Raw genomic sequence first — 25,852 nt, 5'->3', positions numbered from 1 at the left:
CGCCCGTAAACTTATCCCCCGATTTGCGACATACGACGTTCCGTAGGGACATGGGATAACGCGTTGTCGGCAAGCTTGGCCGCCATCTCGTGATTCTCAGGTTTGATGTCCATCGCTTTGAAGAACAGCTCCTTCATGGCGTCTCGGTCCCCGAGCGCGTTTTTGACGTTCAGCTCATCCATCCAGTAGAGGCATGGCTTCAGATTCCCGTCGGCCGTAAGGCGAAGGCGGTTGCAGTTGCTGCAGAAGTGGTCGCTGATCGGATGAATGAGCCCGAACGAGCCGACCGCGCCCGCCATTTGCCAATCGTCGGAAGGCCCGTTCCCGCGGACCTGCTCTCTTCGCGACAATTCATAGCCTTCCTGCTCGGCGATCTCCAGCACGCGGGAGAGAGGCAAATAATGATTTCGCCAATTCTCGTCGGCATGTCCGATCGGCATGTATTCGATGAACCGGACATGGAGCGGCCGTTCGTAAGCAAGCTTAAGAAACTGCGCGATTTCGTCTTCGTTCACGCCCTTAAGCAGCACGCAGTTCAGCTTGATCGGATCGAAGCCGGCGTCCGCAGCCGCCTCGATGCCTTCCAATACCCGCTTCAGCTCTCCGCGCCTTGCGATGAACCGAAACCTAGCCGCATCTAGAGTATCAAGGCTGATGTTCACCCTGTTTAAGCCCGCTTCCTTGAGCGCCTTCGCCTGCTTGGCCAAAAAGATCCCGTTCGTCGTCAACGCGATGTCCGTTATGCCCGGGATGCTGGACAATCTGGCGATCAGCCCGTCCAGATTCGGCCTGATGAGCGGCTCGCCGCCCGTTATTCTAAGCTTCGTAATGCCGAGTGACGCGCCCGTCTCCACGACCTCGACGATCTCGTCGTAACGAAGCACGTTCTCCGATTCGGTAAATTCCACGCCTTCTTCCGGCATGCAGTACAGACAGCGCAAATTGCACCGGTCGGTTACCGAAATCCTTAAGTAATCATGTTTTCTTCCAAACCGATCCTTCAGCTCCAGCACGCCGTCCACCACCTTCCTGTATACCTTACAGCATAACATTTTTTTTGCTTTTATGGTATTCTAGAAGCATCTTCGGACCCTATTCTTAGGCCGTTACAAGGAGTTATACATAAATGAACCATACATGGAAAATCAAGCTGTTCGCCGGATTGCCGGAACGGCTTGGCACAGCGCAGCTAACGTTGGAGAGCGAATCGGATCAGCTGACCGCGGGGGAGCTGAAATCGTGGATCGCGAGGACGCATGCGGAGCATTCATCCTTGCTTGCGATTTGTTTCGTGGCGCGCAACCACGCGTACGTCGCGGACGGCGACCTGATTCGCGCGACGGACGAGCTCGCGCTGCTCCCTCCCGTATCCGGGGGCGAGGAGCTCGAAGGATCCGGAGAAATTGAAAACTTGGCATCGGCGCCCAAATTTGCGATTACCAACGAACGGATCGAGACCGATGACGTCCTCGCCAAAGTCATCGTCAAGGAGCACGGCGCAGCGATTGCGTTCGTCGGGACGACGCGGGAATGGACGCACGGACAGCGCACCGTCAGGCTCGAATACGAGGCCTACGAACCGATGGCCGTTGCGACCATGGAGCAGATCGGCGCCGAGATCGGCGACAGGTGGCCCGGCGCGTTATGCGCAATCACGCATCGCATAGGAGTCGTTGGCCTTGCGGAGACGAGCGTCGTCATTGCCGTGTCCGCCCCACATCGGGAGTATTGCTACGAAGCGAGCAGATACGCGATCGAACGGTTGAAGCAAATCGTTCCGATTTGGAAAAAAGAAATATGGGAGGACGGCTCCGAGTGGAAGGGACATCAGCTTGGCCCATGGGACCCGACAGCCGCTCTGCAGCCCGAGTAAAGGAGGATTCCGCATGGATGTAACGCGATATGCAAGGCAGATGCGGTTCCGTCCGATCGGCGAGACCGGACAGAAGCGGCTCGCGGATGCGCGAGTCGCCGTCGTTGGCGTAGGGGCGCTCGGCTGCGTCATAGCCCAGCATCTGGTACGTTCCGGCGTCGGGTTCGTCCGTCTCATCGACCGCGACATCGTCGAATGGAGTAACCTACAGCGACAGCTTCTTTACACGGAGCAGGACGCGGAGGATCTGCTGCCCAAAGCGGAAGCTGCTGCGCGCCGGCTCGGCGCCATGAACGGAACCGTAGCCATCGAGGCGGTTGCCGCCGACCTGAGCGCGGACAATGCCGAGTCGCTCCTGGATGGCGTCGAGCTGATCGTAGACGGAACGGATAACTTTACGGTCCGTTATCTCGTTAATGATTACGCCATCAAACATGGCGTGCCATGGATCTATGGCGGCGCCGTCGGCGCCTCGGGCATGACCATGACGATCCTCCCGGACGAGACGCCGTGTTACCGCTGCGTATTTCCAGAGACGCCGCCGCCTGGCGCCTCGGATACATGCGAGACGGCAGGCGTCATCTCCCCCATCGTGGACGTCATCGGTTCGCTGCAGGCAACGGAGGCGCTGAAGCTGCTCTCCGGCAACCGGGAAGCGCTGCACGGCACGCTGTTTCAAGCCGACTTGTGGAATCATGCCTGGCTGCCGCTTTCGATCCGGCATGCCAAACGTCCCGACTGTCCCGTATGCGGGGAGGAGCGCCGGTTCGAATACCTGGATCACGATGAGCAAGTCCCGATTGCCGCAGCATTATGCGGACGCAATTCCGTCCATTTGACGCCGGGGACGAAGGTCGCGCTAGATCTCGGTCAGCTGGCAGAGCGGTTGTCTGCCGCAGGGGAACTAGATCAAAATCCTTACCTTCTCCGCGTCAAGCTGAAAAACGATATGACATTCGTTTTATTTTCCGATGGGCGCGCCATCATCCAGGGGACCGAGGAAACGTCGAAAGCAAGGTCGATTTATGCCGAATTATTAGGTATTTAGCATCATTTAGACGACTTTCGTATTGCCAATACGTGGATTGGTTGTTACTATCTATATATCTGAGCGATCACAAATTGAATATGCGCGGATAGAACTGCAAGCCTATCTGCCGTTGGTCTCATACATACTAACCATAATTAGAGGTGTCTCTATGAGGATTCATGTAAGCGATATACTAGATGGAGACCAACTAAGCCACGATATTTTCAACAATTATGGGCTTCATGTGCTCTCCAAGGGGACAAGGTTGTACAAGAGCGAAATTTCGCGTTTGCTTCAGCATCAGATCGATTACGTCGACGTTTCGGATCGGAACTCGGCGCCAGCCTTCGGACTAGCCGAGCCTGCGCAGAACCGGACATTGGAATCCACCGTCAATCCCAAGTGGCTTCCCAAGGTGCAGCCGATTTACGAGAACGCTGTCAAACGGTTCGAGCAATTGTTTGATTCCGCTTTCGAACAAGGCGTCGTCAACGATGAAGAAGTGACCGAAATCCTTCAGCCGCTGCTGAACAATCTCCAGCTGGAGCGCGACGTCGTATCCATGCTGTTGCTTCTGAATACCGAAGACGACTATACGTACCAGCATTCCGTGCAGGTCGGAATGTTATCGTATTACTTGGCGACTTGGCTCGGCTATTCGACCGAGGAAGCCGCGGTAATCGGCAAAGCCGGATTCCTCCACGACATCGGCAAGAGCAAAATTAGCGGAGACATCTTGAACAAACCCGGCAAGTTAACGAGCGATGAATTCGAAGAAGTGAAACGGCATACGTTGTACGGCCATGATATCATTCTGAACTCGTTCCGGGAGGATACGCTTGCGATCGCGGCGCTTCAGCATCACGAACGCATCGACGGCAGCGGTTATCCGCACGGTTTGAAAGGAGAAGAAATTCATCCGGTCTCCAGGATTATCGCCGTTGTCGATATCTATAGCGCGATGATCTCCGCCCGCGTCTATCAGAAGGAACGTGATTTGTTATACGTCCTCAAAGAACTGCACCGGCTGAGCTTTAACGAACTGGATCCCGTCACGACCCATACCTTTATCAAACATATGATTCCTAACTTCATCGGCAAGAAGGTACGGCTAAGCAACGAGCAGTTCGGCATGATTGTCATGACGCATCCGACCGAATTTTTTAAACCGCTCGTTCAGATCGATGACCAGTTCGTCGACCTGACGATCGATCGCCATTACGAAATCGAACATGTTTATCTCTAACGTTCGTTATCCATAAACGCACGAGAAACCCCCGGGAGCTTCCCGGGGGTTTCTCGTAGCTATAGGCTTGAAGGATGATCGGCGTAATTAACCGATCGAGCCTTCCATTTCGAACTTGATCAGACGGTTCATCTCGACCGCGTATTCCATCGGCAGCTCTTTCGTGAACGGCTCGATGAAGCCCATGACGATCATCTGTGTTGCCTCGTCTTCCGAAAGGCCCCGGCTCATCAGGTAGAAGAGCTGATCTTCGGATACTTTGGATACCGTCGCTTCATGCTCAAGCGTGATGTTGTCGTTCAGGATTTCGTTGTACGGAATCGTGTCGGACGTGGATTCGTTATCCAGAATAAGCGTATCGCATTTGATGTTCGCTTTCGCTCCGTCGGAATTGCGTCCGAAGGAAGCGAGGCCGCGATACGTTACTTTGCCTCCGTGTTTGCTGATCGACTTGGACACGATCGTGGAGCTTGTGTCCGGAGCCAGATGCGTCATTTTCGCGCCGGCATCCTGATGCTGGCCTTTGCCCGCAACGGCGATGGACAACACCATGCCTTTCGCGCCGCGGCCGCGAAGAACGACAGCCGGATATTTCATGGTAAGTTTGGAGCCGATATTGCCGTCGATCCATTCCATCTGCGCGTTCTCGTCCGCGACTGCGCGTTTCGTAACGAGGTTGTAGATGTTTGGCGCCCAGTTCTGAATCGTCGTGTAACGTACGCGGGAATCCTTTTTGCAAAGGATCTCGACGACCGCGCTATGGAGCGAGTTCGTGCTGTAGATCGGAGCCGTACAGCCTTCAACGTAATGCACGGAGCTGCCTTCGTCCGCGATAATGAGCGTGCGTTCGAATTGGCCCATGTTTTCGGAGTTGATCCGGAAGTACGCTTGCAGCGGAATATCGCACTGAACGCCCTTCGGCACGTAGATAAACGATCCGCCGGACCAAACCGCGCTGTTGAGCGCCGCGAACTTGTTATCGTTCGGAGGAATGATCGTTCCGAAATATTCCTTCAAAAGCTCCGGATATTCGCGAAGCGCCGTATCCGTATCCGTGAAGATAACGCCTTGTTTCTCCAGATCCTCTTGCATGCTGTGATAGACGACCTCGGATTCATATTGCGCCGATACGCCGGCAAGGAATTTCTGTTCCGCTTCCGGAATGCCGAGCTTGTCGAACGTTTCCTTGATTTCCTGTGGTACCTCTTCCCATGTCTTGCCTTGTTTCTCGGAAGGTTTCACGTAGTACTGGATATCGTCGAAGTCCAGATCGTCCAGGTTGCCGCCCCAACGCGGCATTGGCATTTTGTTGAATTGCTCCAGCGATTTGAGACGGAATTCAAGCATCCATTCCGGCTCGTTTTTCATCTCGGAGATCGTGCGGACGATCTCGGGCGTCAATCCTTTACCCGATTGGAAAATCGCCTTGTGCTCGTCTCGGAAACCATACTTATATTCTTCCATTTCCGGCATCGACTTTGCCATTCCCAATTCACTCCTTAAGGTAGTTCAAAATGGCTGCTTTTGATCACGAAGTATATCCTTCGCAGGCTATTCGACGTCGAATCTTGAACTCAGCCGGAACTTCCGGTGCTCACATAGCGCTGCTATGCTCCGCTCCTCGGTTCTCGGCTTCGTCCAACCTTCTCGGTGCTGAAAAGCAACCATTTTGAACTTTTATTTTATTTCACTTCTTAGTGTTTAGATTAAATCACTTCTCGTTGCCGGTTTGCGCTTCGATTCCTTTGCGCAAGGCGTTCCACGCGAGTGTGGCGCACTTGATGCGGGCCGGGAATTTGTTGACGCCCGACAACGCCTCGATATCTTCCAGTTCCTCGAACTCCACCGATTCGCCTTTCATGAGGGAAGAGAACCGTTCCGCCATCTCGAGCGCCGAGTCGAACGTCTGGCCTTTGACGGCCTCCGTCATCATCGAAGCGGAGCTCATGCTGATGGAGCAGCCTTCCCCCGTGAATTTGGCGTCCGTCACCATGCCATCCACGACATGCAGCTGCAGCGAGATCCGGTCGCCGCAAGTCGGGTTGTTCAAGTTGATCGTCACCGCTTCGTCGTTCATCGTGCCGCGGTTTCGGGGGTTTTTATAATGATCCATTATGACTCTGCGGTACAAATCATCCAATTGCATGGCCGAAGAACTCCTTTGTTTGGATTAGGCCGTTAACCAGTGCATCGACGTCCTCTTCGGTATTGTATAGATAGAAGCTTGCTCTAGCGGTAGCGGAAACATTCAGCCAGCGCATGAGCGGCTGGCAGCAATGATGACCGGCCCGAATCGCGATCCCTTTGGAGTCCAGCACGGTTGCGACGTCATGCGGGTGAACATCCTCAAGATTGAAGGTGATCAGACCGACCCTGCCCGTCTTCGGACCGTAGATTTCGATTCCTTCGACGGCAGACAGCTTATCGTAAGCATATGCCGCCAGATGACGCTCATGACGGTCGATCTCATCCATGCCGATGCTCTCCAGGAAATCGATCGCCGCGCCGAGGCCGACTGCGCCCGCGATTAACGGTGTGCCGCCTTCGAAACGGTAAGGAATCTCTTTCCACGTCGACTCGTACAGCTCGACGAAATCGATCATCTCGCCCCCGAACTCGATCGGCTCCATCTTGTTCAGAAGCTCCTTCTTCCCGTACAAAGCGCCGATTCCGGTAGGCCCGCACATCTTGTGGCCGGAGAACGCATAGAAGTCGGCGCCAAGCTCTTGAACGTCTACTCTCTTATGAGGCGTGCTCTGCGCGCCGTCGACGACCATGACGGCGCCGTTCCGATGCGCGATCGCCGCGACTTCCTTGATCGGGTTGACGGTTCCCAGTACGTTGGATACGTATGTCATAGCGACGACCTTCGTCTTTGGCGTGATCGTCGCTTCCGCGTCCTCAAGCGTGATCGTGCCGTCCGGCTGCAACGGGATATACTTCAACGTCGCTCCCGTCGCTTTGGCCACCTGCTGCCAAGGGATCAGGTTGCTGTGATGCTCCATTTGCGTGATGACGATCTCGTCGCCTTCGCCGCATGTTTCCCGCGCATAACTGGATGCGACCAGGTTAAGAGCGGTCGTTGTACCGCGGGTGAAGATGATTTGTTCCGGCGTCTCCGCATTCAGGAATGAGGCTACTTTCGCACGCGCGCCTTCATAAGCGTCGGTTGCCCTTGAACCAAGCGTATGCACGCCGCGGTGGACATTCGCGTTATCCAGCTCATAGTACCGTTTCACCGCATCAATGACGGAGCGCGGCTTCTGGGAAGACGCCGCGCTATCCAGGTAAACGAGCGAATGCCCGTTTACCTCTTGATGCAATATCGGGAATTGCTCCCGCACTGCATGTATATTCATCCCTCAAGCTTCCTTTCCAGCAAGCGCTGAAGCTGGGTCCGTACCGCCTCCACCGAAATCTCGGATACGACCGGAGCCAAGAAACCGTAAATAATTAACCGTTCAGCGTCTTGCTTGCTGATGCCGCGAGACATCAGGTAGTAGACCTGCTCTGGATTGACTTGGCCGACGCTCGCCGCGTGACCTGCCGTTACGTCGTCCTCGTCGATCAGAAGAATCGGGTTGGCGTCTCCGCGCGCTTTCGGGCTGAGCATCAGAACCTTCTCCGTCTGTACGCCGTTCGCTTTGGTCGCACCGTGCTCGATCTTCGTAATGCCGTTAATGATTGCCGATGCGGAATCTTTCATGACGGCGCGTGTAATCATGTTGCTGTCCGAGCTCTTGCCGAAGTGTACGGCTTGAGTCGTCAGGCTCATCTGCTGGGCGTTCTTGCCGACGCTGATGACCTTAACGTCCGAAGTAGAGCCTTGGCCTTTCATGATCGACTTCGTGTCGGACAACGTATGACCGTCGTTCAGGTCGCCGATGATCCATTCCACGCGTCCGTCGTTCTCAACGATGGCGCGGCGGATCGTCATGTCCACGCCGCTCTCGCCCATCGAGTGAACGGAACCGAAACGCACGTGCGCGCCCGGCTTAACGAACACTTCCACGATGGAAGGATGTACGAAAGGCGTAGTGACCGCCGCTTTGTCGGTTACGACGCAATCGACGTAAGTGACGCGGCTGTTCGAATCGGCAACGATCAGAATATGGGGAGCGAATGTCGAGTTCGCGTTGTCGTTGAACAAAATCGCTTGAAGCGGAAGCTCCACTTCCACGTTCTTAGGCACGTATACGAATACGCCGCCGTTCCACAGCGCCGCGTTCAGCGCCGTCAGCTTGTCTTCGTCTTTCTTGACCGCTTGGAACAGGTACTGCTGCACCAGATCGCCATGCTCCTTGCTTGCCGTCTCCAGGTCGGTGAAAATAACGCCTTTGGCCGCCAGCTCGGCGGACAGCTGCTTCCATGCGTTGCCGGAATTGCGCTGCACGAGCAGATTTTCCGTTCCTTCCGTGACAAGCTCTTGCACGATCGCGGGCAACTCGGCGAGCGATCCGGCTGCAGCGGAAGATTCATAGCTGCCTACTGCCGTCAGATTCCAGCGCTCGATGCGCACTTTCTCCGGCTTTGGCCATTCAATGCCGCCTGCCAGCTCTGCCGCTTCGCCGCGGAGCGTTACGAGCCATTCCGGCTCGCCCTTGCTCCGGGCCAGCGCCTCCGCGGACCCGCGGTCGGTCGGAGTCGATAGTTGTGTACTCATTCGATTTTGCCTCCTTCTCCGATTAAGCCTGGCCTACGGTTTCGTCTACGATGCCCAGTTCTTCTTTAACCCAATCATAACCTTCGTTCTCCAAGCGCTGTGCAAGCTCTGGACCGCCGGATTTCACGATGCGTCCTTGCATCATGACGTGAACGAAGTCAGGCGTAATATAGTTAAGCAAACGCTGATAGTGCGTAATGATCAGGAATCCGCGTTCTTCGGAACGCATCGCGTTCACGCCGTTCGCAACGATGCGAAGTGCATCGATGTCAAGACCGGAGTCGATCTCGTCGAGCACGACGATCTTCGGATCGAGCAGCATCATCTGAAGAATTTCGTTACGTTTCTTCTCGCCGCCGGAGAATCCTTCGTTCAGGTAGCGATGGGCGAACTCGGGATTCATCTCGAGCTCCTTCATCTTGCCTTCCATTTGACGGATGAACTTGATCAAGGAAATTTCGTTGCCTTCTTCGCGGCGGGCGTTGATCGCGCTGCGAAGGAAATCGGAGTTCGTTACGCCAGGAATCTCGCTCGGGTATTGCATCGCAAGGAACAGACCGGCGCGGGCGCGCTCGTCTACTTCCATCTCGAGCAGATCTTCGCCGTCAAGCGAAGCGCTGCCTTCCGTTACTTCGTATTTCGGATGGCCCATTAGCGCGGACGCAAGCGTACTTTTGCCCGTTCCGTTAGGTCCCATGATCGCGTGGATTTCTCCGCCTTTGATCTCAAGGTTGATGCCTTTCAAAATCTCTTTTCCTTCGATTTCGGCTTTCAGGCCGTCGATGACAAAATGTGTTGCCATTGTATGCAATCCCTCCAAAGGTTGGTTTACTACTTAAAATTGCTGATTATCAATGATTCTCAATAATCATTTTAATATAGTTTTTGTTTTAAATCAATGAGCGAGAGTATCCGTTCGCGCTGAGAGCCATACTCTTCCGCGGTCAAAACGGGCGTCATGGCAGGCTCCGGAAGCTTATCCTCCAGTCTTACCCAAGATTTGCAACCGTTATAAGCGTCTCTCATCGGCGCATGGATCGGCTCATCTAGTCTATATATCTTCATTAATAGAAGATGAAGCGGTTTCTTACGCTTCCACTTTAGCCGCTCCTCGGCGAACGTATCCGTCCAAATATGGCAATCGCGCAGCTTGTCCAGCGTCTCTTGCTCGGTAATTTCGATGTCGTCCGTCACTTCCGCGTACGTATCCAGCTTGATCGTCTCCGCCTCCGGCGACCATTCCGCGAGCGTCTCGTCCATCTCGTCCTGGTATGCCGCCTTCAGCAATTCCTTCCTCTGGTGCTCGTAGGCCGGCATCATGTAGAAGTTATGGCTAATCAGCTGGAAATCTCTCGTTTCCTCGATGATACCGCCCTTGCGCATGACGATGATCTGTTTTCCTTCGCGCAGCGCCTTCACCGACACCGCCCACTCCTTCAAGGCGATCATTTGTCTTTGTTGCCCATCCATCCGTATGTACCTCCCTGCTATCCATTTCCAAAGTCCTGAAGCCATTCTTATATTATCGAAAAAAAGAGCGGCCGATGTCAATCTATAACGCATCAAGGTATTCCATGGCGAATGTTAATCCATTATACTAATAGGCATGGTGTCAGAATGAGTGAATTATCGGAGGTGGACGTGAATGTCTGCATATCATCCTTTAACATTGGAGGAAGCCATCGAGATCGCCCTCGGCATGGACGGGTTTTTCCCGAAAGGTGCCGAACTGTCCTGCAGGGAGATCGGCGACGGCAATTTGAATCTTGTATTCCATATTACGGACCGAACGAGCGGCAAAAGTCTTATTATGAAACAAGCCTTGCCCTACGCAAAGGTCGTCGGCGAATCTTGGCCGCTCACGCTTGATCGTGCGCGTATCGAGAGCGAGAAGCTGATGATCGAAGGCGCGCTTGCGTCGGGTCTCGTGCCCGTCGTCTACCGGTACGATCCGGAGCTTGCCCTGACGGTCATGGAAGACCTCAGCGACCATGTCATCATGCGCCAAGGCTTAATTAACGGAACGCGGTATCCGCTGTTCGCGGATCACGTCTCCACCTTCATGGCCCGGACATTGTTTTTCACGTCCGACTTCGGCATGAACCAGCAAGAGAAGAAGCAACGCGTCGGGCAGTTCATTAATCCGGAATTGTGCAAAATAACGGAAGACCTCATCTTCGACGATCCCTATACCGATTCGCCGAACAACAGCTTCGATCCCGCCATTCGCGATGCGGCGGAAGCGCTTCGGAACGACGGTCCGCTCCAGCTCGAGGTCGCGATCCTTCGCGAGAAATTCCTGACGAACGCCCAGGCGCTGCTTCATGGCGACCTGCATACGGGCAGCATCTTCGCCACGCCGGAATCTACGAAAGTCATCGACCCCGAGTTCGCGTTCTACGGCCCGATGGGCTTCGATATCGGGGCGGTCATCGCTAATCTGCTACTCAACTATGCCGGTCAAGTTCACTGGATTGAAGACGAGGGCAAACGCGAAGATTTCAGGCAATATTTGCTTACAACTATTATTGACGTATGGAACGGATTCGAAACGAAGTTCCGCGCCTTATGGGAACAAAATAACGTTGACCGGCTTGCCGCGGCCGCTCCCGGCTATCTCGACTATTACATGAACCGCATTCTGCAAGATACCATCGGTTACGCAGGAGCCAAAATGGTACGCCGCATCGTCGGATTGGCTCATGTCGCCGACATCGATCGCATCCCGGATGCCGCTAACCGCGAACAAGCCCAGCGCCTGGCCCTAGCCATCGGCACGGAGCTGATTCGCCGCAACCGGAATTCCCATTCCATCCAGGATGTCATGGATATCGTATTAACGGCCAGCAAAGGCTAGCCGCATGAAAGGAACAACGAGATGACACAAAACTATGTTGGACTTCAATCCGTCATTTGGAGAGGCGATAAGCTGGATCTGCTTGACCAGCGGCTGCTGCCAGAGGAAATTATCTACTTGCCGCTCACGACTTCCGAAGACGTGTGGGAAGCGATTCGCCACTTGAAGGTAAGAGGAGCGCCAGCCATCGGCATTGCCGCAGCTTACGGCGTCGTGCTCGGCAGCGCGCATGCGACCACGATCGAAGCGTGGCTCGCGGCGGTGAAAAAGGAAGCGGAATACCTCGCGACTTCGAGACCGACCGCCGTTAATCTCTTTTGGGCGCTCGATCGGATGAAAGCGGCGGCGGCAGTCATTGCGGACAGAGGATTATCCGTAGAAGCCGCTCAGGAAGCGCTGACGGAGGAAGCGATCGCGATCCAAAGCGAGGATGAGGAGACAAACAGACTGATCGGCGAGCATGCGCTGACGTTATTCGAAGACGACATGGGCGTGCTGACGCATTGCAACGCCGGCGGACTGGCTACCGCCAAATACGGCACGGCGCTCGCTCCTTTCTATCTGGCGAAGGAACGCGGCATGTCGATTCGCGTATTCGCCGACGAGACTCGTCCCGTCTTGCAAGGCGCCAGGCTGACGGCATTCGAGCTGCAGCAGGCAGGTGTAGACGTTACGCTCATTTGCGACAACATGGCGGGCCATGTCATGTCCAAGGGATGGGTGAATGCCGTCATTGTCGGAACTGACCGCGTCGCGGCCAATGGCGATGTCGCGAACAAAATTGGCACGTACAGCGTCGCCGTGCTCGCAAAGGCGCATGGCATTCCGTTCTACGTCGCTTGTCCGCTGTCCACGATCGACCTTCAAACTCCGACAGGAGCCGAAATTCCGATCGAGGAGCGGAATGCCGAAGAAGTCACGGAAGGCTTCGGCAAACGTACGGCGCCTCAAGGCGTAAAAGTATACAATCCGGCATTCGACATTACTCCACATGAATACGTGACGGCCATCATTACGGAGAAAGGCATCGTAGAGGCGCCGTTCGAAGAGAATCTCCGCAAGCTGTTCCAGTCGTAACGAAGCAACCCCAAGCTGCGCACCGTGCGTGATAGCATCGGTACGGAAGCTTGGGGTTTTTATTTAAATATAGGACGTATAAGGTTTCTCTATACTGTGCTTCTACTATTTCTCGGAATGAAACGCGCTGCTCCGCCAAAGGATGGCGACAGCCGTTTCACCTTGGGCTAATCGCATGAATGCACGTACTATAACATTCGTTTTAACGCCTCGTAGCCTTTCATTCCGACTACGATGCCCAAGGCCTCCGCCTTATGCGTGACCGATTCTAGCGGAGCGTTCATCAATTCTTCCAACGTGCGTACCCCGACAGCGCGACCTGCCACGATTTCCCTGTCGCTCAAGCGCTCGTTCAGCAGGGTAACGTCGAGTGCCCCGCACATAATATAACCCCGATCCGTCGAGATGGACAGGAGCGTCGTTTTCGGCAGTTTCACTTCAACTCCGAGAACGGTTTCTCCACTTTCCAAGACGAAAGGAACCATCCTCATCATATGAAATCCACCTCCTTCGGCCGCGCAGACGACTGCGCCGAAATACATTGCATCACAGTATATGCGGGAGTTCGGACTCAGTATGGGCAATCGCGGAATAGGTCTACATGACTGGGCGGATTAGTGGTATATTAATGATATCCCATTCTATGCATACGGAGGAACAACATGACGACGAAACGGCAGCCGCCCAACGAAGGACTTTCTTCCTGCGTTTTCCAAGTCGAGATTCTGATTGAAGACAGCCATCATGCCGTTGCGCTTGAGAAGCTGATCCGAGGTCTGAATGCCGGCGGATTCGATGATTACCGAATCGCTTCGGGCATCCGGTTAGGCGAGCTTATCGACCAAAAGAAATCCTCTGGCGTAGAAACCTCGGCTATTCCGATTCCTTCACCACAGGCGAATACGCCGGCATCTTCCGCCTCGAACGCAAGTGATAGCGGAAGTTTTTCGCAGATTCGTACGTTTATGAAGACCAATAAGCTCATCCGTTTAATCGTGAATCGGGGTTTAGGAATTAAGCTCAGCATTCCTTGCCGCATTATCAATATCGATGAAGCGGAACATCTCATCACCGTCTACCACGTTGACGAGAAACAAGTGTACACGTTCAGGCTCAACGAAATCGAAGATTTCCTGGAATGACAAACGTTGCTTTCCCAAATTACAAAAAAACGGTCGAACCTTTCGGTTCGGCCGCTTTCATTTTGTGTATGCCTGGCAGATGTCACCCTGCCTTCAACATTTGTTCGATATTCTCGCTCGTAACAGGCGGGCTCCAGAAGAACCCCTGCATCTCGTCGCATCTATGCTTGCGCAAAAACTCCATCTGTTCGACGGTTTCGACGCCTTCAGCGATGACCTGTATGTTCAGATTGTGAGCCATCGCGATAATCGCGGCCACGATCTCGGCGTCGCTAGGATCTTGCTGGATGTCCCTGACGAATGAACGATCGATCTTGAGACGGTCGATCGGGAAGTTCTTCAAGTAGTGGAAGGAGCTATAACCCGTTCCGAAATCATCTACGCTGATTCCCACGCCGAGATCGGTAATCGCAAGCAAGCAACGTGAAATATGGCCGACGTCGATCGTCATGGATTCCGTAATTTCCAGATCCAAATATTTCGCCTCGAGTCCGGTCTTCTGCAGCACCTCCGCCACACGACTTGCGAGGTCATGCTGCAGGAATTGCCTGATGGACAAGTTGACCGAGACCGGAATTTTCGACAAACCCGCTTCCTGCCAAGCTTTGTTCTGCCGGCAAGCCTCCTCCAGCACCCAGTCTCCGATCTGCACGATCATGCCGCTCTCTTCCGCCAGCGGGATGAAGCTGCCCGGCGAGAGCAGCCCTCTTACGGGATGTTTCCACCTGACGAGCGCCTCGACGCCGACCATTACCCCATTGGCAAGGTCGTATTGCGGCTGATAATGCAAAACAAATTCGTTGCGCTGGATCGCCCGGTACATCTCATGCTGCAGTTTCAGCCGCTCGAAGGAAGAATTGCTCCAGCTGTCCGAATAGAGCAAGCAATCGTTTTTGCCGTTTTCTTTTGCTTTGAATAACGCCATGTCCGCTTTCTTGAACAGCGTATAACCGTCATCCTGTTCATTGTTGTTCGTGACCAGACCGATGCTAGCCGTAATATGTATAGGAAATCCCTTAAGTTCGTAAGGTTCTTCGATCGACTTCAGCAGCTGCCGGGATTGCTCCAGCAAATCTTCTTCGGACTCGATCGTATTCAATAACAACGCGAATTCGTCGCCTTCCATTCTTGCGACAAGATTCTGCTCCGGCAAGTCCCGCGATAGACGCTCGGCCACTTGCATAAGCAGCATATCGCCGAATTCGCGCCCGAATGACGCGTTAACTAGCTTGAAGCCGTCAAGATCCAAATAACAAATCCCGATAAGGCGGTCGTCTTCCTTCGCCCTCGTCAGACTCTCCGTCAGCTTCATCTGAAACAACGTGCGGTTCGGCAGCCCGGTCATGTCGTCGTAATACGCCATGTATCGTATCCGCTCGACGTTCCGCTTTCGGTCGCTCAGGTCATGGCTGATCATAAGCGTGCCAATCACTTCGTGATCTTGGATCATCGGGGCGCAGATGACTTGCAGCTCGAGCGGGAATCCCGTTCGATGCGTAATGTTAATATTGTTCTGGATCGTTTGTCCTTGCAAGGATTGCTCCAGACTTTCCTGCAAGACGGCTCTGCTCCCGGGGTCGATCATTCGCATGATCGGCTCGCCGATCATCTCCGCTCTCTGGTATCCCAACATCTTGCCGGCCGCTTCGTTCAGCTCGAGTACGTTGCCGTTTCGGTCAAGCACGGACAAAGGGACGGCTTCCGAACGCAGCAAGGCTTCAACGATGGCGGTATGGTATTTGCGGAAGCTGCTTAAAGGGTGGCGCCTGAGCCACAGGACGATCGCAGTCGCGATGAGCGCCGCGGATACGGTCAACGATGCCCATCTAAACATCGTGTCCGTAATCAGGACAAACGAAATGACGATCCAAACGGCAGCCATTGCCGATAATCCGATAACGCCCAAGTTCATTGGCTCGTTTAAGGACAGCGTTCTTCGCTGATTTCGTGCTGAAGGCAAATCTTCTCTATCTTTCGCCACACAAAACTTCCTTCCTCAATGTCGAGTCAAGTGAAAGCTAGGTCTATTATAAACGAATTGTAGGCTTTGGCATAGAAATATTTACTATGAATCGATAAACCGCTGCTGGATTTCATCGAATGATGTCGAAATAATGCGATTATTTCTATTTATTCCCTGACTTTTTCACTACGCCCGCGATGACGAACCCCCATCCCGCTAGCATGGCAACTCCGCCGATCGGCGTAATCATGCCCAGCTTCGAATAGCTCGTTACCGCAAGCACATAAAGGCTGCCGCTAAAAATGACCATGCCGGCCAGAATCAGCCTGCTGCCGATTTGCGCATATTTTCCGCCGCCCGCGACCTTGTCCATCAATGCGATCAGCATAAGCCCCAAAGCGCCGTACATATGGTATTTGACTCCGGTTTCGAATACGTCCAAGTAATGCTCGGAAATCTGTCCTTCCAATCCGTGGGCGCCGAATGCGCCCAAAGCGATGGCTAGCGCGGCATTAATTGCGCCGATCACAAAATAAGCTGGAAACATGATATGTTCATTCCTTCCATTTTCCTGTATAATTTTCGCATCATCACTAAAGGAGACTAGAATTATGACCGATAGCAACGATCACTACACTGAGCAAGCATTCAGCAGCCCTCCTCCTCACCAAGAAGGGCCTTTAAAGCATTCCGGCCTCGGCATCGCCTCGTTCGTCATCTCTCTTGTCGCGCTGCTGCTCATCGTCATCGGAATTATCATCGCGGCCACGAACGTGTCCGGGATGATGGATGACGAATCCATGCTGACCGAGATCGAGCGAATTACCCAGACCTATGAAGAAGGACAAGAAGCCGAGATGGGCACCGAGCTGCTGGAATCAGAAGAGTTCGGCGGCGCGATCATGGGATTCATGGCCGCCGGCCTGATGATGCTTGCCTCGATTGCCCTCGCGTTCGTTGGGCTCATCCTCGGCATTATCGGCGTCGCGTCCAAGCTGCGCCGCAAGACGTTCGGCGTGATCGGGCTAGTCTTGAACGCGCTTATCCTGCTCGGAACCGTCGGACTGTTCATCGCGTCCTTCGCCATCGGCGCCATGAACGCCGTTTAACGGAGCCTATACGCTCAAGAGCAAGAGGCTGCTCGGAAAGGTATCCATTCTTATGCGGTCAGCATTCCCCTCGCCGTCCCGGAAGAGACAGCGAGGGGAATATTTTTTGCTCACTTCAGCACGAACGAGGTCCGGCTGAAGCCTTCCTTCGTCTTGTTCACTTCCAAGCAGGCAGGGAATGCTTCCTTCAGCTCTTGCACATGCGAGATGACGCCGATCATCCGCCCCGCGCGCTGCAGATCGACAAGCGCTGCGATCGCTTTATGAAGCGACTCCTCGTCCAGCGAGCCGAATCCTTCGTCGATCATCATCATCTCGATGGAAACGCCGCCTTGATGGGACTGGATCACGTCCGTCATCCCCAGCGCCAGGCAAAGCGACGCGTTAAACTTCTCGCCGCCCGACAGCGACTTGACGTCCCTGTTCTGCCCGGTATACGCATCGTATACGTCGAGCCCGAGTCCGCTCTGCTTGCCCCTCGTCTCAAGCCTCCCGCTACGCTGCAGCTGGAACTGCCCGCCTGACAGCTCTTGCAGCCTTACGTTCGCCATCGCCACGATTTGCTCCAAATATTCGATCAGAATATAACGCTCGAACGATATTTTGAGCGCGTTGTCGCCTTTCATCATCGCATAGATGTCCAGTACCTGCTCCAGCTTCGCTTCCAGCTCCCCGACCTGCGATGCCGCCCGTTCCACGGAAGCCGCCAGACGTTTCGCTTCCATGCCGTAACGCGCGGCGGCTTGCTCCTCCGCGATCGCGTTTTCGTGCAGCCGCTTCGCATGCGCGATTTCCCCGAGCAAATCATCCGCCGCCTTCCAGGCGGTATCGCGAAGCTCCGTTTCGAGCACCGATACGGCTTCCGCAACCGTCGCAACCGACATGCGGTAATTCGCCGTCTCTTCCGTCAGGCGCTCCCGCTGCGCGTCCGTGCGCACGGCCTCCCGATAGGCTTGAGCTGATGCGAATCCGGCTTTGTCCAGCTCCGTCATCAGCCGCGCGGCCGTATCGCGGGCTGCCTGCTCCGCTTCCTCAAGCAGACCCGCGGCCTGCTCCGAATAGGCTTTGGTGGCGGCTAGACCCGCCGACGCGGCTTGGAGCCGGTGCTGCGCAGCGAGCCAAGCGCGAGCCATTTCCGATTGCCGGCGGCTCTGTTCCTCAAGCCTGGTGCGAAGCGTTACGGGATGGCGCCATGCTTCCGGAATCCGGTCCAGTTCCTTCTGAAGAGACGTATGGCTCGCCGCGTATTCGATCGCTATCGCCTGCGCTTCGGATCGCAGCTTGTCCATCTCCGTCTCCAGCGCTTCAATCTCCCGGTCATATTCCCCGAGCTGCGACCGAAGCTGCTCCAGCCGCGAGCTTATTGCCTTCAGTCCGTCGATCTCTTCCTTCCGGCTCTTCCACGCCAATCGCAGATCTGATTGAAGCTGCTGCAGCGAAGCAGCGGCTTGCTCCGGCTCATCCGATACCGCGGTCGCCGAAGCCGGCAGAAACTCGCCAAGCTCCGCGATCTCAAGCTGCTGCGCGCCCGAAGCGGCGGCGGCCTGTACCTTGGCCGTTAGAAGCTCCCGCTGGGCGACGGCGAGCGTTTCCTTCGCGAGCTCGAGCTCTTCCTTCGAAGGCATATCCTCCGGCATCCCGGCCTTCAGGGGATGAGCCTCGCTGCCGCAAACCGGACAAGCCTCGCCGTCATGCAGATGCACGGCCAGCAGACCGGCCTGTCCTTCGATCCAGCGACGTTCAAGGGCGTAGACTTGCGCCTTCGCCGATTCCAAAGCGCGTTCGCCATCGCTTTCCAACTCCAGCCAGCGCCGAATATCGGCCGTCAGCTCCAACAGCCGCTTCACGCCTTTGCCTTGCCGCTCCAGCTTGCCGAGCTCTTCGAGCTTATGAGACAAGTTCGCAACCGCTGCTTCGGAGGTTTGCTGCTCCGCCGCCGCGCGCTGCCTCCATTCCTTGCGATCCGCCAGTGCTTGACCGGCAGTCGCGAGCTTCGCAAGCGCCTGTCCCTCGCGCCGCTTCAACGTTTCGATCGCCCCCCGCTGCGCATCAAGCGAATCCACGATGGGCGCCAGCTCGGCAAGCCGGTGAAGCTCGAGCTCGACTTCCCGCCGCGCCTGTTCCTTCTCCGCTTCCGCCTGATGTGCTGCCGACGCGTCCGCATATTCGCGCTCGGCGAGCGAGAACTGCTCCTGTCTCTGCTTTAGCGATTCGCGCCTAGCGGCCAAAGTCGCTTCCGCAGCGCTAGACTGCTCCTCGTACGGTGCCAGACCCGCCGCTCGCGATGATAGCGCAAGCTCACGCTCCAGGCCCGCAATCTCGGACTGACGGCTGGCAAGCGCCTCTCCCTGCCTCCGCTTGGCCGCCAGCTCCTCGTGTTTCGCATTAAGCGCCAGCCTTGCACGCAGCTTCTCTTGGAGCGCCTCCAGCCCGGCCGCCTGCTCGCTCTTACGAAGCGCCGCGAGCTGTGCTTGCTCGCCGTAAAAGTCGGCTTCTTCCCGGAGCGCGTCCCGCATCTGAACTGCATTGTAGCTCTCTTGTCGGAACGTTGCCGCCAGAGCGCTCTGTTCGCGCATCGGCAAGGCATCACCGGCTTGGCGCATGACAGCCGCCGCTGCCGCGCGCGCTTCCTTCAAGTCGTCCGCAAGCTCGCGGTGGCGAGCCTGGAAGCGCGCCTCCAGCTTCTCGTACAGCTCCGTTCGGAAGATGCGCCGAAGAATATCTTCTTTATTATCCGTATCCGAAGTAAGCAGCTTTCGGAATTCCCCTTGCGGAAGCATCACGATCTGGCTGAATTGCTCCTTCGTCAGGCCGATGATCGTCAGCAGCTTCGCATTCACTTCGGTCGTCATGAAGCGGTCGACAGCGGGAACCGTCTCCTCACCTTCGAAGGCGTAAAGCTCCGTTTTCTCGCCTGTCTCGCTTTTGTTCGCGCCTTTGCGGTGCTTCATCTGGCGGAACACCCGATATCGTTTTCCTCCCGACTCGAAGTCCAGCTCGACCGACGTATGCGTCTCGTCGTCCGCGAAGTGGCTTCGCAGCATCCGCGAATCCGCACGGTCTTCCCCGCTGGCGGCGCCATATAGCGCGAAGCAGATCGCGTCGAAAATCGTTGTTTTGCCCGCGCCGGTATTGCCGGAGATCACGAACAGCCGGCGATCGCCGAGCCGGGCGAAGTCGATGCTCTCCGCATCTCGGTACGGTCCGAAAGCGGTCATCGTTAGTTTCAACGGCTTCATGAAACGCCCTCCTCTTCGCGCCGGAGCGCTTCGTACGCTGCGGCGAACAACGCCCGCTTCTCCTCCGAAAGCTCCTGTCCTTTGACCTCCATGTAGAAGTCGGCGAACAGCCGGACGGGATCCGTTTCCTTGCGTCCAGCGCCGCCGGCAGCCGCTTCACCGGTTGCTCCGCCTTCGATTCTCGCAAGGGAAACCTTGCGTTCGACGTGCATGGCGTTCGGATAGACCGCCCGCACCTTCTCCATCGGGAACAGAACGGGATTGTCGTTCAGCAGCGTGACGTACACGTAATCATCGTTCACCGGATGTTTCTCCAGCTCCTCGATCGACGCTTCGACTCTGCGCAAGTCGCGCAGCGGCTTCAGCTCCCGCTTCTCTACCGTAACGCCGCCGGAACCGTCCAGTTCGACGACAAGATACCCTTTGGCATGGCGCTCCTCCGAGATGGAATACTTCAGCGGCGAACCGGCGTAACGGATCTTCTCGCTGCGGACGTAATGGGCCTGATGCAGATGGCCGAGAGCGGTATAATGGAACGGCGCAAAATGACTCGCGCTCACATGCTCCGCCCCCCCGATCGCGAGCGGCCGCTCGGAATCGCTCGTATTGTCCGCCGCTTCGCCGGACGGCGTTACGAAGGCATGTCCGACCAGCACATGTCTCGAGCCTTCGGCAAGCTCCATCCGCGCCACGACCGCCCCCATCGCGTCGTCATGCGTCCGGATGCCCTCGTCGCCCAGCGCATGCCGCACGATCGCGGGATCCGCGTACGGCACGAGATGGAAGTGAACCTCGCCATGCGCGTCCCGCAGCACGACCGGCTTCATCTCCCGCCGCAACTGCCCCGCCAAATGCAGCCCGCGTCCTTCCATCAGCGCCGAGCCGAAGCTAATCCGGTCCGGGCTGTCGTGATTGCCGGCAATGGCGAGCACCGGCGTGCCAAGCTCAGCCACGATCGTCTCCAGCACTTCGTCCAGCAGCTCTACCGCTTCGGTCGGCGGCACCCCCCTATCATACAAATCTCCCGCAATAATGAGCGCGTCCGGCTTCTCCTCGCGGATCGCCTCTATCAATTGCCCCAGTACGTATCGCTGGTCCTCCGTCATATATACGCCGTGCACCAGCTTGCCAAGATGCCAGTCGGCAGTATGGAATAATTTCATGATACCCTCCCTGCGCGCGGCTTCGGCCTCGCGTCCTACGCAGACTCTTTCTATTATTCTATCACCCTGTGGCGCAGGTCGCCAGAACGGAGCATTTCGGTATCATTTGCTAGAATTGGACTAATTTCGTTCACATAACCGCCCGTCACCTGAATATATTGATTATTAACAAAGAATTCAGCGAGGAGGTGCTCCGAAATGAGTCAAGCGGACAAAGGCATGTTTATCGTGTCACGGGAAGATTGGTCATTGCATCGCAAGGGGTATCAGGATCAAGCCCGTCATCAGCAAAAGGTACGGGAGGCGATCAAACAAAATTTGCCGGATCTCGTATCTGAGGAAAGCATAGTCATGTCTGACGGCAAGCAGGTCATCAAAGTACCGATTCGGAGCCTGGATGAATACCGCTTTGTTTATAACTACAACAAAAACAAACATGTCGGCCAAGGGGATGGCGACAGCCAGGTGGGCGACGTGCTGGGGGTTGATCCGCAGGCTTCGAAAAAAGGCGGCAAAGGCGAAACCGCCGGCGATCAGCCGGGAGAAGACGTCATCGAAGCGGAAGTTACGCTTGCGGAGCTGGAGACGATGCTGTTCGAGGAGCTCGAGCTGCCGTTCCTGAAAAACAAGGATAAAGATCAGCTGGAGACGCGGGAAATCCGGTTCAACGACATTCGCAAGAAAGGCATCATGTCCAACATCGACAAGAAACGGACCATCATCGAAAACCTGCGGCGCAACGCGACCTCCGGCAATCCCGGCATCCACGGGATAAGCCCGGACGATCTGCGTTACAAGACGTGGGAAGAAATCGTCAAGCCGCAATCCAACGCCGTCATTCTGGCGATGATGGATACGTCCGGCTCGATGGGTGCGGCATAATTAACTAAGAATAAATGAGGTGATGAAATGGCTTCGGAAAAGCTTTTTATTGTCTCTCGGGAGGATTGGTCGCTTCACCGCAAAGGATATTCGGATCAGGCTCGTCATCAGCAGAAGGTGCAAGAAGCGATCCGTAAGAACCTCCCCGATCTTGTCTCTGACGAAAGCATCGTATTGTCCGACGGTCGCAAAACCGTCAAAGTCCCCATTAAAAGCCTCGACGAATCCCACTTTATTTATAACTACAATAAAAAGCAGCACGTCGGACAAGGCGACGGCGAATCTCAAGTAGGGGACGTCCTTGGGGTCGATCCACAAGCAACTAAAGGACCCGGCAAAGGAAAAGACGCCGGCGATCAACCAGGCGAGGATTTAGTCGATACGGAGATCAGCATCGACCAATTAGAGGATATGTTATTCGAAGAGCTCGAATTGCCGAATTTGGAGCAAAAACAAAAGGAACAGCTGCAGACAAAGGAAATCGTCTTTACCGACATTCGAAAAAAAGGAATCATGTCAAATATCGATAAGAAACGGACGCTAATCGAAAACCTTCGTCGTAACGCCAATGCAGGTATATCTGGCATAGGCGGTATCTCGCCGGATGACCTTCGTTACAAAACGTGGACCGAGATCGTTAAGCCTCAATCCAATGCTGTTATCCTCGCGCTCATGGACACATCAGGAAGCATGGGCTCGTTCGAAAAGTATTGCGCCCGCAGCTTCTTCTTCTGGATGACCCGCTTCCTTCGCCGCAAATATGAACATGTAGAGATCATCTATATCGCCCACCATACTGAAGCCAAAGAAGTGACGGAAGAAGAATTCTTTACACGTGGCGAGAGCGGCGGTACGATCTGCTCCTCCGCGTACCAAAAAGCGCTGGATGTCATCGACAGCAGGTATCCGACCGCCGCATGGAACATTTACCCGTTCCACTTCTCGGATGGCGATAATTTAACCTCGGATAACGAACGCTGCGTTCGGTTGATCTCGCAATTGATGGAACGCTGCAATATGTTCGGCTATGGAGAGGTTAACCAGTATAATCGAAGCAGTACGTTAATGTCGGCCTACAAACACATTCAAGATAAGAAGTTTATGTATTCAATTATTAAAGAGAAAGGTGAGGTTTTTAAAGCTTTAACGACCTTCTTTTCAAAAAAACTAAATCAAGTGTAAATGATGAAGCCCCCCGCTAATGATTCCGTAGCGGCGGGGCTTCAGTTCCGAATTTCGAGAACTAGCAATTCCAGGGCTTTCTGTTCTTTTTGCAAGAAGCAATGGATTCAACCTTTCAATCCCCCGAGCATCATCCCTTCCGTCAACTTCTTCTGCAGGAGGCAGTAGACCACAATCGTCGGGATTAGAACCAGCACCAGCCCGGCGAACAGGGAGCCCCAGTCCGTCGCGTAGCGTTGGATTTCAAAAAGATTCGACAACCCGACGGGGATCGTTTTTTTGTGATCGCTGGTAAGGAAGGTCATCGCCAGCACGTACTCGTTCCAGAAGTCGAAGAAGCCGAAGATAACGACGGTGATGATTCCCGGACGTGCCATTGGTACGATAATTCGGAAGAGCGTGCCGAAATAACCGCAGCCGTCGATCATCGCCGCTTCTTCATATTCGCTGGGAATCGACTTCATAAATCCGATGAGCAAATAAACGGAGATCGCCATGCTCCCTGCCGCGTATACGGCGCTGAGCCAGAAACGATTGTCAAGCATCTGCAGATCGTTCATGCCACGAACATATACGATTCCTATGGTGATGATGGACAATCTTCTGCTTCGCCATTACGATTTTAAGATCGACCTTCTTAACATTGTCTAGGTTCGAATGGCGTTTTTTGGCGATATGCCAAATCTCTTTTTGAATAATCGATTGAAGTAAAAAGGGTCCGAAATCCCGACCTCAATCGCCGCTTGCTTCACCAAATAGCGGCCTGTACCCAACAGCTCGAAAGCTTTTTCCATCCGGATGTCGTTGAGTCGCGTCACGATGCTGCTATTCGTCTCCGCCTTGAAAATCTGGCATAAATAGGGTTCGGACAATCCGACCTGACCCGCGATATCGGCAATTGAGATCCGCTCCGTGTAATGCTTCTCCAGGTAAGCCACTGCCTGTCGAACCTCCTTCCTATAGACGGCCTCCGGCTTACTCGCTTTCTCTTCCGTCGCATCCCGGTTCGGGATACAAGCGGCATTCGTCCCCGCTCGCGAGTGAAGGAGCCCAGCTTCCGTCTCCCGGCTCGCGCTTATCTCGGCCGCCAGCTCGGCCAAACCGACTGCAATCCGGGCATACACAATGACGAGCGGCACGTTATAATACATATCCGACAGGCTGCCTAGCTTGCACGTAATCTCTTGGGGTGCAGCCACAGCCTGCGAAGCATGGCACCCGATGACCAGCAAGGCTCGCTCCGGATCGCGCTGAACGGCTGCCCTTAAGCGGGAACCGGGCAATAGACCGTCAGCCAGCTTCTCCAGCATGTCCCGCAGCTCCTCTGTTCGCGCAATCTCGCCTTGGCAGCGTACGATAAAGGAATAATAACAAACGTCAGGCCCCGCCATAGCAGCCTCCGCTTGTTCATGGATCAAGAAGCTTACGTTATCCTGATCGATCTCCTCCAACTGCCTGCTCATTCGATCTCGATATCCCCCTTCTAGCGACGGCGCAGCGGCAATCGGCCGAAACGATGCGCTTCTGCGATCATCCAGCTTGGAGGCTATTTCATCCAATGTCTGCATGAAGCTCTCCGTCTTCAAGGTAAGTTTCAGCATATAATCATGGACGCCCAGCTTGAGCACCTCGCGTACCAGCTCAAAGTCGTTATAGTTGCTCAAGACGAGGATTTCATCGTCGAATTTGCCCTTCATCAATCGTTTGATCAGCTCCAGCCCGTCCATCTCCAGCATCTTGATATCGGTGATGACAATATCCGCGTTCATCTGCTCGACCAGCTCCAGCGCGCTGACGCCGCTCGAAGCCGATCCCGCATACTCAAACCAGCTGTTCTCCCACCGTACCAAGGTTTTCACGGCATGACGAACAATCATCTCATCATCGATAATGATCACTCTATACAAGATCTCCACCCTCTTCGACCAGAATTGGCAGTATAATGATCGTCTCCGTCCCTTCGCCTACCTTGCTGAGGTTTCCAGCCCGCTGGATGCGCCGAAAATAAGAAGCTCGGATAGAGATTCCATCAATAATCGTTTCGATTGAACGCCACAATAATGACCGGCAGCAAAGAAGTAATGAGGAACGCGGCAAGCAGTCTATGCTTGATCGTCATTCGCCTAAGGATCGAGATCCGAAAAGAAAGGAAAGCCCACCGCATATGAATTCACATCGGTAGGGCTTTCGTTTCGTTATTTGCGTATCCGTTGGAGTTTGCTTTACTAGAGAATACACGTTAAAGCGGTTAAGCTGAACCCCTCTATTTTTACATATAAGGCAATATCTTTACCTCTTTGGACTCCAACATGACTTATGCAGTTCATGAGATTAACCGGTAATTGTGAGAATTTATGCTTGAATAAACCGGCCACATGGTCATGGAGAGAATCTTGGGCCAGTATGCGGAAATAAGGCTTGCAAAA

23 protein-coding genes and 1 pseudogene are annotated in these 25,852 nt (G+C 54.7%); 9 read left to right on the top strand and 15 right to left on the bottom strand.

All coding sequences use genetic code 11. The features are described 5' to 3' along the window. Positions 1–11 precede the first annotated feature (11 nt). Positions 12–1,013, bottom strand: coding sequence for a GTP 3',8-cyclase MoaA (gene moaA / locus RB620_RS02600; protein ID WP_308091959.1), 1,002 nt, complete (start codon positions 1,011–1,013; stop codon positions 12–14). Positions 1,014–1,126: 113 nt separating this feature from the next. Between moaA and RB620_RS02595 the strand changes: the two genes are divergently transcribed. The 3 genes from RB620_RS02595 to RB620_RS02585 all read left to right on the top strand — a co-directional run bounded on the left by RB620_RS02595 (position 1,127) and on the right by RB620_RS02585 (position 4,149). Then, a complete protein-coding gene (locus tag RB620_RS02595) occupies positions 1,127–1,873 on the top strand; it encodes a molybdenum cofactor biosynthesis protein (protein ID WP_308091958.1) in 747 nt (248 codons plus the stop codon). A 13-nt stretch (positions 1,874–1,886) separates the two neighbouring features. Next, positions 1,887–2,921, top strand: a complete 1,035-nt coding sequence (locus RB620_RS02590; protein WP_308091957.1) for a ThiF family adenylyltransferase — start codon at positions 1,887–1,889, stop codon at positions 2,919–2,921. Between the two features lie 151 nt (positions 2,922–3,072). Beyond that, complete coding sequence (locus tag RB620_RS02585; RefSeq protein ID WP_308091956.1) at positions 3,073–4,149, top strand: HD-GYP domain-containing protein; 1,077 nt, start codon at positions 3,073–3,075, stop codon at positions 4,147–4,149. Positions 4,150–4,236: 87 nt separating this feature from the next. Here RB620_RS02585 and sufB read toward each other — a convergent pair whose 3' ends face one another. The 6 genes from sufB to RB620_RS02555 all read right to left on the bottom strand — a co-directional run bounded on the left by sufB (position 4,237) and on the right by RB620_RS02555 (position 10,282). Continuing rightward, positions 4,237–5,634 (bottom strand): Fe-S cluster assembly protein SufB, encoded by a 1,398-nt coding sequence (gene sufB, locus RB620_RS02580; RefSeq protein ID WP_308091955.1) that lies wholly within the window; start codon positions 5,632–5,634, stop codon positions 4,237–4,239. A 226-nt stretch (positions 5,635–5,860) separates the two neighbouring features. Beyond that, positions 5,861–6,295, bottom strand: coding sequence for a Fe-S cluster assembly sulfur transfer protein SufU (gene sufU, locus RB620_RS02575; RefSeq protein ID WP_308091954.1), 435 nt, complete (start codon positions 6,293–6,295; stop codon positions 5,861–5,863). Continuing rightward, entirely contained in the window at positions 6,282–7,508 is a 1,227-nt protein-coding gene (locus tag RB620_RS02570) for a cysteine desulfurase (protein ID WP_308091953.1), read from the bottom strand. The genes sufU and RB620_RS02570 overlap by 14 nt, the downstream gene beginning before the upstream one ends. Next, complete coding sequence (sufD, locus tag RB620_RS02565; protein WP_308091952.1) at positions 7,505–8,812, bottom strand: Fe-S cluster assembly protein SufD; 1,308 nt, start codon at positions 8,810–8,812, stop codon at positions 7,505–7,507. Before sufD ends, RB620_RS02570 begins: the two co-directional genes overlap by 4 nt. A gap of 22 nt (positions 8,813–8,834) precedes the next feature. Further along, positions 8,835–9,614, bottom strand: a complete 780-nt coding sequence (gene sufC, locus RB620_RS02560; RefSeq protein ID WP_308091951.1) for a Fe-S cluster assembly ATPase SufC — start codon at positions 9,612–9,614, stop codon at positions 8,835–8,837. A 71-nt stretch (positions 9,615–9,685) separates the two neighbouring features. Then, entirely contained in the window at positions 9,686–10,282 is a 597-nt protein-coding gene (locus tag RB620_RS02555; RefSeq protein ID WP_308091950.1) for a DUF1802 family protein, read from the bottom strand. Positions 10,283–10,457: 175 nt separating this feature from the next. Here RB620_RS02555 and mtnK point away from each other — a divergent pair, with 175 nt between their 5' ends. Together mtnK and mtnA are read left to right on the top strand one after the other, a co-directional pair. Beyond that, positions 10,458–11,669, top strand: a complete 1,212-nt coding sequence (gene mtnK, locus RB620_RS02550) for an S-methyl-5-thioribose kinase (RefSeq protein WP_308091949.1) — start codon at positions 10,458–10,460, stop codon at positions 11,667–11,669. A 21-nt stretch (positions 11,670–11,690) separates the two neighbouring features. Next, on the top strand, positions 11,691–12,746 hold the full coding sequence (mtnA, locus tag RB620_RS02545; protein ID WP_308091947.1) for an S-methyl-5-thioribose-1-phosphate isomerase: 1,056 nt from the start codon (positions 11,691–11,693) through the stop codon (positions 12,744–12,746). Between the two features lie 188 nt (positions 12,747–12,934). Here the strand turns inward: mtnA and RB620_RS02540 are convergent, their stop codons facing one another. Beyond that, positions 12,935–13,240, bottom strand: a complete 306-nt coding sequence (locus RB620_RS02540; protein WP_308091946.1) for a YunC family protein — start codon at positions 13,238–13,240, stop codon at positions 12,935–12,937. 168 nt (positions 13,241–13,408) lie between these two features. On the opposite strand from RB620_RS02540, the gene RB620_RS02535 reads away from it, so the two are divergent. After that, positions 13,409–13,888 carry a hypothetical protein gene (locus RB620_RS02535; protein WP_308091945.1) on the top strand — a complete coding sequence of 160 codons (480 nt, stop codon included), beginning with the start codon at positions 13,409–13,411 and terminating at the stop codon, positions 13,886–13,888. Between the two features lie 82 nt (positions 13,889–13,970). On the opposite strand, the gene RB620_RS02530 is transcribed toward RB620_RS02535, so the two are convergent. Continuing rightward, complete coding sequence (locus tag RB620_RS02530; protein WP_308091944.1) at positions 13,971–15,869, bottom strand: putative bifunctional diguanylate cyclase/phosphodiesterase; 1,899 nt, start codon at positions 15,867–15,869, stop codon at positions 13,971–13,973. A gap of 145 nt (positions 15,870–16,014) precedes the next feature. Then, positions 16,015–16,398 carry a DUF423 domain-containing protein gene (locus tag RB620_RS02525; protein ID WP_308091943.1) on the bottom strand — a complete coding sequence of 128 codons (384 nt, stop codon included), beginning with the start codon at positions 16,396–16,398 and terminating at the stop codon, positions 16,015–16,017. A 64-nt stretch (positions 16,399–16,462) separates the two neighbouring features. On the opposite strand from RB620_RS02525, the gene RB620_RS02520 reads away from it, so the two are divergent. Beyond that, on the top strand, positions 16,463–16,960 hold the full coding sequence (locus RB620_RS02520) for a hypothetical protein (protein ID WP_308091942.1): 498 nt from the start codon (positions 16,463–16,465) through the stop codon (positions 16,958–16,960). Between the two features lie 110 nt (positions 16,961–17,070). On the opposite strand, the gene RB620_RS02515 is transcribed toward RB620_RS02520, so the two are convergent. Both RB620_RS02515 and RB620_RS02510 read right to left on the bottom strand, forming a co-directional pair. Then, on the bottom strand, positions 17,071–20,199 hold the full coding sequence (locus RB620_RS02515) for an SMC family ATPase (RefSeq protein ID WP_308091941.1): 3,129 nt from the start codon (positions 20,197–20,199) through the stop codon (positions 17,071–17,073). Next, complete coding sequence (locus RB620_RS02510) at positions 20,196–21,362, bottom strand: exonuclease SbcCD subunit D (protein ID WP_308091940.1); 1,167 nt, start codon at positions 21,360–21,362, stop codon at positions 20,196–20,198. Before RB620_RS02510 ends, RB620_RS02515 begins: the two co-directional genes overlap by 4 nt. Before the next feature lie 198 nt (positions 21,363–21,560). On the opposite strand from RB620_RS02510, the pseudogene RB620_RS02505 reads away from it, so the two are divergent. Next, a pseudogene (locus tag RB620_RS02505) lies at positions 21,561–22,238 on the top strand (DUF444 family protein); the annotation flags it as partial. A 33-nt stretch (positions 22,239–22,271) separates the two neighbouring features. Further along, complete coding sequence (gene yhbH, locus RB620_RS02500; protein WP_308091939.1) at positions 22,272–23,426, top strand: sporulation protein YhbH; 1,155 nt, start codon at positions 22,272–22,274, stop codon at positions 23,424–23,426. A 107-nt stretch (positions 23,427–23,533) separates the two neighbouring features. On the opposite strand, the gene RB620_RS02495 is transcribed toward yhbH, so the two are convergent. The 3 genes from RB620_RS02495 to RB620_RS02485 all read right to left on the bottom strand — a co-directional run. Then, positions 23,534–24,025: a carbohydrate ABC transporter permease gene (locus RB620_RS02495; RefSeq protein WP_308091938.1), complete on the bottom strand. Its 492-nt coding sequence runs from the start codon at positions 24,023–24,025 to the stop codon at positions 23,534–23,536. 48 nt (positions 24,026–24,073) lie between these two features. Beyond that, on the bottom strand, positions 24,074–25,324 hold the full coding sequence (locus tag RB620_RS02490; RefSeq protein ID WP_308092151.1) for a response regulator transcription factor: 1,251 nt from the start codon (positions 25,322–25,324) through the stop codon (positions 24,074–24,076). Between the two features lie 327 nt (positions 25,325–25,651). Then, the coding region (locus RB620_RS02485) for a hypothetical protein (RefSeq protein WP_308091937.1) at positions 25,652–25,852 on the bottom strand (201 nt) is incomplete at its 5' end.

This window comes from Paenibacillus sp. LHD-117 (assembly GCF_030929555.1).
In the GTDB taxonomy this organism is placed as follows: domain Bacteria; phylum Bacillota; class Bacilli; order Paenibacillales; family Paenibacillaceae; genus Pristimantibacillus.
Note: the sequence above shows the minus strand (reverse complement) of the source record. Positions and strands in the feature narration are given on the sequence as shown.